The sequence below is a fragment of the Rhodococcus sp. 06-418-5 genome, assembly GCF_002258285.1.
Lineage (GTDB): Bacteria > Actinomycetota > Actinomycetes > Mycobacteriales > Mycobacteriaceae > Rhodococcoides.
The window spans coordinates 104,745-111,740 of record NZ_NOYE01000019.1 but is presented as its reverse complement, the minus strand read 5'-3'; the positions used below and the strand labels follow the sequence as shown (position 1 = coordinate 111,740).

Sequence of the window (6,996 nt, the reverse complement as noted above, 5' to 3'; positions counted from 1 at the left end):
ACTGGTGAGGAGTCATTGCTTAACATGAGTGCGGATGGATCGACCGGCACACCGTCCGAGTCCGGCGGCCGAGCGGGGGGCCGGCCGGCCCGTCCCAGGCCCACCCGGTCTCGGCCGACGCGTACTCGGCCCGCCCGTACCGTTGCGCTGCCGACTCTGCTGGCGGCCGCGGTGGAGAAGAACCCGGACGGCATCGCTGCCGAATTCGGGGACCGGTCGCTGACCTACCGGGAGATCGATTCCCGATCCTCCCGGCTGGCTCGCCTACTGCTCGCACGTGGAGTCGGGCCAGGGGATTTCGTGGCGCTGGCCCTGACCCGATCGATCGAATCGGTCATGGCGGTGTGGGCGGTGGCCAAGACCGGGGCAGCGTTCGTGCCGATCGACCCCAATTACCCGGCTGCTCGTATCGAGCACATGGCCACCGATTCGGGTGTCCGAATGGGAGTCACGGCAACGCAGTTCGAGGCTGCGATGCCGAACGCGGTGTCGTGGATCGTGCTCGACGCATCCGATGTCGAGGACGAACTGAGTGGGCTGTCGGACGGGCCGGTGGTCGCGGACGATCGCCGCGCACCGATTCGCGCGTCCGATCTCGCCTACGTCATCTACACCTCGGGCTCGACGGGCCTACCGAAGGGTGTCGCCGTCTCCCAGGCGGGCCTGGCACCACTGGCCGCGACCCAGGTCGAGACGTACGGCCTGGACTCCGGTTCGCGCACACTGCATTTCGCGTCCCCCAGTTTCGACGCGTCCGTACTCGAACTGCTCATGGCCGTCGGTGCCGGTTCGACGATGGTCATCGTCGAACCGGGCGTCTACGGTGGTACCGATCTGAGCGAGGTGTTGCGCCGCCACCGAGTCACGCATGCCTTCATCACGCCGGCGGCGCTGGCCTCGCTGGACCCGGCAGATGTGCCCGACCTGCGAGTGCTCGCCGTCGGTGGTGAGGCCTTCTCCTCGGAACTGATGTCGAAATGGGCCACCGACCGCCGGTTCCACAACGTCTACGGGCCGACCGAAGCGTCCATGGTGTGCAACATCTCGCAACCGCTGACCGCAGGCGAGGCGGTGTTGCTCGGGCAGTCGACCAGGGAGATGGGTCATCACGTTCTCGACGACCGGCTGCGTCGGGTCCCGGCCGGCGTGCCGGGCGAGTTGTACCTCACCGGGGCCGGCCTTGCTCGCGGCTACCATCGTCGGTTCGGCCTGACGGCAACCCGTTTCGTCGCCAATCCCTATGCGGTCGAGGGGGACTCGAATCAGGCGAGGCTGTACCGAACCGGAGACATCGTGCGCTGGCGCGACGGGCCGACCGGACCCGTCGTCGAATACATGGGCCGCAACGACTTCCAGGTCCAGATTCGAGGATTCCGGATCGAGCTCGGTGAGATCGACGCCGTTCTGACCGCACTCGACGGTGTCGAGTTCGCAGCGACCCTCGGCTACCGGGGGCCGACGGGAGCAACGGTTCTCGCGGCCTACGTACTGCCGACGACAGGTGTCGAGCTCGACGTCGACAACCTGCTCGAGGCCGCCGGACGCAGTCTGCCTGCGCACATGGTGCCGTCCGTGGTCACCCCGATCGAGTCGATTCCGCTGACCCCCACCGGCAAGCTCGACCGAGATGCGTTGCCGGAGCCGGTGTTCGAGGTCGCCGAGTTCCGCGCTCCGACGACCCCCACCCAGCAGACGGTAGCCGACATCTTCGTCGAGTTGCTGGGGGTCGAACGCGTCGGTCTCGACGACGACTTCTTCGCGCTCGGCGGCAATTCGTTGATCGCCACCAAACTCGCTGCGAGGTTGGGATCGGCACTCGGCGTGCACGTGCCTGCGCGTTCGGTGTTCGAGTCGTCCACCGTCGAAGCGCTCGCGAACGCAGCCGACTCCGTCGACGCTCCGGTCCGGGCCCGGCTCGATGCCTCGAGGGCCCGGCCGCAACACATTCCGCTCTCGTCCGCTCAGCAACGCATGTGGTTCCTGAATCGACTCGACACCACGTCCGCGATCAACAACGTGCCGGTTGCCTTGCTGCTGCGCGGTTCGCTCGACGTCGATGCGCTGCAGGCCGCCGTCCTCGATGTGGTGGGTCGCCACGAATCGCTGCGCACCGTCTACCCCGACATCGACGGCAGCGGATATCAGCGAGTGCTCGACGAGGCCGACACGCAGGTCGACACGGCGGTGGTGCCTGTCACCCGCGAGAGCGCTCTGGCCGAGGTGACGCAGTTCTTCACGCGTGGGTTCGACGTCACGACCGAAATTCCGTTCCGCGTTCGACTGTTCGAGGTCACCGATCCCGCCGGTTCGGTACCGGAGTACGTACTGGCCTTCGTGGCGCATCACATCTCGGCCGACGGTCTGTCGATGGCTCCGCTGTCTCGGGACGTCATGACGGCATACCTCGCGCGACGGAGCGGATCGGCACCGCAGTGGACGCCGCTGCCGGTTCAGTATGTCGACTACACGCTGTGGCAACTGGACATGCTCGGTTCCGAATCGGACCCGAACTCTGTTGCCGACAAGCAGATTCGGTACTGGCAGCACGCGCTCGACGGCCTACCCGAACAGTTGGAGCTGCCCGCCGACAGGCCGCGCCCTCGGGTCGCGTCGGGACGAGGGGCGGTGGTGTCGTTCGACATCGAACCCGAGCTGCACGCCCGAGTGCTCGAGTGCGCCAGCGCGAGCGAGTCGACCCCGTTCATGGTGGTGCACGCCGCGCTGGCCGTGCTGCTGGCGAGACTGTCGGGCACGGCCGACATCGCCGTGGGTGCGCCGGTGGGTGGCCGCGGCGACGCCCGGCTCGACGATCTGGTCGGCATGTTCGTCAACACGGTGGTGCTGCGAACCCCCGTTGCCCCGGATGCCTCGTTCGCCGAGGTTCTCGACACGGTACGTACGGCCGACCTCGAGGCGTTCGACAACGTCGACGTGCCCTTCGAGCGTCTGGTCGAGGTACTCGATCCGGTGCGCTCGCAAGGACGACATCCACTGGTGCAGGTTGCACTGTTCTTCCAGAACTTCTCACAGGGTTCCTTCGAGCTGCCCGATCTCGGGGTCGAGGCATTCGGTTCCGGCGTGGCATCGGCGAAATTCGACCTCCAGGTGACCTTCACCGAGCGGGGCGACGGCGCAGGACCGGCCGTCGAGTTGATGTACGCGACGGATCTGTTCGACGAGTCGACCATGACGTCCTTCGGGCAGCGGTTGGTGACCGTTCTCGAGGCGGTCACCGCTCGTCCGAGTGTCGTGGTCGGTGACATCGAGATTCTCGATTCGGCTGAGCGCGAACAACTTTCGCTGCGGGGCAACGGCAGCAAGGTGGCTGCCGATTCGGGCCAGGTGCTGCTGGACGGCTTCGATCGCACGGTGGTCGAATCGCCGGATGCGGTGGCGTTGGTGTTCGGTGAGCGGTCGCTGACGTATCGGGAGTTCTCGGACCGGGTGGATGCCACTGCGTCGTTGTTGCAGGAGCGTGGGGCCGGCCCCGGCGTGCTGGTGGGGTTGGCCATGCGTCGATCGGTCGAGCTGGTGGTCGGGATGTACGCCGTGCTGCGATCCGGTGCGGCGTACGTTCCGGTGGATCCGGATCAGCCCGCCGAGCGTAACGACTACATTCTCGACACGGCGTCGCCGATTGTCGTTCTGTCGACGGCGCGGGACGAATTCGTCACGGGGACAGCGATTCCGGTCGTCGACATCACGGACCCACCGGTGCCGAGCGGGCCGGTGGTCTTCCCTCGCTCGGTGGGTGGCGATCTGGCGTACGTGCTCTTCACGTCGGGGTCGACCGGCAGGCCCAAGGGGGTCGCCGTGGAGCATCGTGCGATCGTCAACCAGATGGAGTGGATGGCGCAGGAGTACGGTCTCGACGCGTCGGATGTCTACTTGCAGAAGACTGCCACGACGTTCGACGTGTCGTTGTGGGGGTTCTTCCTGCCGCTGCGCACCGGGGGCCGGTTGATCGTGGCGGCCCCGGGCGCGCAACGTGATGTGGAGGCCGTTGCGGCCGATATCGCCCGTCACGGCGTGACGGTGACGGACTTCGTGCCGTCGATGCTCACGGTGTTCGCCGAATCGGTTGCTGCGCAGTCCATCTCTTCGCTTCGGCACATCTTCGTGATCGGGGAGGCGTTGCCCGCGCGGACCGTGAGTGCGTGCCGGGCAGTGTCGAACGCGCGGGTGCACAATCTGTACGGGCCAACCGAGGCCGCGGTGAGTGTCACGTATCGCGACGTCTCCGAGGACGTCGCAGTGGACGGTTCGGTGAGCATCGGGGTGCCGGAGTGGAACACCTCTGTCCACGTTCTGGATTCGCGGCTGCATCCGGTACCAGCGGGTGTGCCGGGTGAGCTCTACCTCGCCGGCGTGCAGTTGGCTCGGGGCTATGTTGCGCGGCCCGATCTGTCGTCGGAGCGTTTCGTTGCCGATCCGTTCGGTCCTGCGGGGGCGCGCATGTACCGCACCGGTGATCTGGTCCGGTGGTCAATGGATGCCGGACGGCTCGAGTACATCGGTCGCACCGATTTTCAGGTCAAGTTCCGCGGGCAGCGCATCGAGTTGGGGGAGATCGAGACGGCGTTGACGGCGTTGTCGTCGGTGAGTCAGGCCGTCGTGGTGGTCGCGCAGTTGTCGGTGGGGGAGTCGTTGGCTGCCTACGTGGTGCCTGCTGTCGGTGCCGCGGTCGATGCCGAGGCGGTGCGGTCGGAATTGGGGTCGGCGGTGCCGTCGTACATGGTGCCGTCGGCGTTCGTGGTTCTCGATGCGTTGCCGCTCAATGCAGCCGGGAAGCTGGACCGTCGGGCGTTGCCGGCCCCGGAATTCGAAACCCGTGAGTTCAGGGCTCCGCAGACTCCGGTCGAGGAATCGGTCGCCGCGGTGTTCGCGGAAGTGTTGGGCGTCGAGCGCGTCGGGCTGGACGACGACTTCTTCGCGCTGGGTGGCAACTCGTTGCTGGCGGTCAAGTTGGTCTCCAAGCTCAGAGCAGCCCTCGGCGGCGCGCCGGTACCGCTGAACTGGTTGTTCGTCGACGCGTCGGTGGGCTCGCTCTCCGCGCGGATGACGGCTGCGACGGAGTCGAGCGAGGGGGCGGACTCCACCGGGCTGGAGACGTTGGTTCCTCTTCGGCTCGGTGGCTCCTCGTCACCTCTGTTCTGCATCCATCCCATCGTGGGGCTGTCCTGGGCCTTCGGCGGACTGTCGGCGTACCTCGGCGACGACCGTCCGATCTACGGATTGCAGTCGCCTGCCCTCTCCGGTGCCGAGCCGCTGCCGGAATCGATCGAGCAGTGGGCAGCCCTGTTCGTGGACAGGATTCGTACCGTGCAGCCGTCGGGCCCGTACCACCTGCTCGGTTGGTCGATGGGTGGATCGATCGCTCACGCGATGGCCGTGCAACTGCAGCGTGAAGGCGAGTCGGTGTCGACACTGGCCATGATGGATTCGTTCGTCGCGGGAAGTACCGACCACGTCGTGGACCGTCCTGTGTCGGCCGGAGAGATGCTCGGTGGCCTCGGCTTGGGAGCGGACTCCGATCTCGAGATCGGCGAGCTCACGGTCGATTCCGTGGCGGATCTGTTGGCATCGATGCCGGCTCCGTTCGACGAAATTTCCCGCGACCGGGTCGCCGGGATACTGGACGGGATCGCCCGTTCGGCAGAGCTGATCGACTCGTACGTGCCCCGGACATTCGTCGGGCGGTCGATACTCTTCGCGTCGGTCGTCGACGATCCGACCGGAACCGTCGCGGCGTCGACGTGGGAGGACGCGGTCGACGGGGGCGTCACCGTGGTTCCTGTGCATTCGACGCACTGGCAGATGGCGTCGCAGTCCGCACTGGCCGAAATCGGACCCGTGTTGCAGACCGAGCTGGACCGGTAGGTCTTCGAACGCGACCGGGGCCTCGCGATGTGATGTCGTCGAGGCCCCGGTGGCTACGGATCGTGCTGTGTCAGCAGGGTGGCGGGGTGGTCGCTGCGTACTCGGGGTCGAGCGCCGACTTGACCATGTACAGCGGCGCGGGATCGGTGACGAGGCCGATGTGCGACGTCGTGGCGGCCGGGCACACGTCCTGAACCCATACGTTGTGCACCGTCGACGGATCACCCGACCGGAGGAAGGTGTTCCCCGGAGGTGTCGACACCGTGTCGTTGCGGGTGGCGATGACGGTGTACTCGACTCCCGGTTGGACGTCTCCGCCGTCGTTCAGGCTCGTCAACGTCGTGGAGCCGACCAACTGCTGTGCACCGGCCATGTTGTACGTGAGCGGGGTGAGCGCGTCGCCGGGGAGTCCGAGCGAGGTGAGCAGTTCGGAGAGCTGCTGCAGACCGCCGAACGTCGTTCCGTGGTTGGTGGCACCGAGGGTGACCAAAGTGTGCACCTTGTTGCGGGCAGGATCCTGCGGATCGGTGCCACCGTCGAACTTCATGTACTGGCGCGAGGACGTGCCGCCCTGTGAATGACCGACGAGATCGACCTGTTCTGCACCGGTGGCGGCAAGCACCTCGTCGACGAACCGACCGATCTGCCGTCCCGACTCGGCGATATCACCCGAACCCCAGATGGTCGTGCTCGGATCGAACAGGAGCGAGACGCCGCCGTAGTTGGGCGCGAAGACGCAGTAGCCCTCGCTCTTCAACTGCGGTGCGAGCGTCTTCCACGTCGACGCATCCATCTTCGTTCCGTGCACGAGTACCACCGGACGTGGATGAGCCGCACTGGGCACGCAGCCGAAGTCGTTCGCGCCCTCCAGGACAGGAGTGGCAGACACGGAGGTGCCCGTGGGGGAGGCGGGTGCCGCGGTAGCTGTTCCCGCCCCGGTCAGGCACAGGGCACCGGCAACGGCGGCAGCGACCGCCGTGGGCAGTACTCGGGAAAGCGTGTTCGACATGGCCTCGATCTCGTGTGAAGGCGTGCGATGTGCCGCCGGTTTCGGCAGCTCCGTGTTCTCGACCGTAACATCGGTCATCCATCCGTTACAGGCGCGCGACTCAAGAC

General features: G+C 66.5%; 2 protein-coding genes. One reads left to right on the top strand and one right to left on the bottom strand.

Annotated elements, in window-relative coordinates; all coding sequences use genetic code 11:
* Positions 1-24 precede the first annotated feature (24 nt).
* Complete coding sequence (locus tag CH274_RS17545; RefSeq protein WP_094658322.1) at positions 25-5,880, top strand: amino acid adenylation domain-containing protein; 5,856 nt, start codon at positions 25-27, stop codon at positions 5,878-5,880.
* 70 nt (positions 5,881-5,950) lie between these two features.
* On the opposite strand, the gene CH274_RS17540 is transcribed toward CH274_RS17545, so the two are convergent.
* Positions 5,951-6,889, bottom strand: coding sequence for an esterase/lipase family protein (locus CH274_RS17540; RefSeq protein ID WP_045200047.1), 939 nt, complete (start codon positions 6,887-6,889; stop codon positions 5,951-5,953).
* Positions 6,890-6,996: the final 107 nt, after the last annotated feature.

Excerpts from the sequence above, each read along its gene's own strand:
- CH274_RS17545 (WP_094658322.1), top strand. The coding sequence starts at position 25 with ATGAGTGCGGATGGATCGACCGGCACACCGTCCGAGTCCGGCGGCCGA.
- CH274_RS17540 (WP_045200047.1), bottom strand. The coding sequence starts at position 6,889 with ATGTCGAACACGCTTTCCCGAGTACTGCCCACGGCGGTCGCTGCCGCC.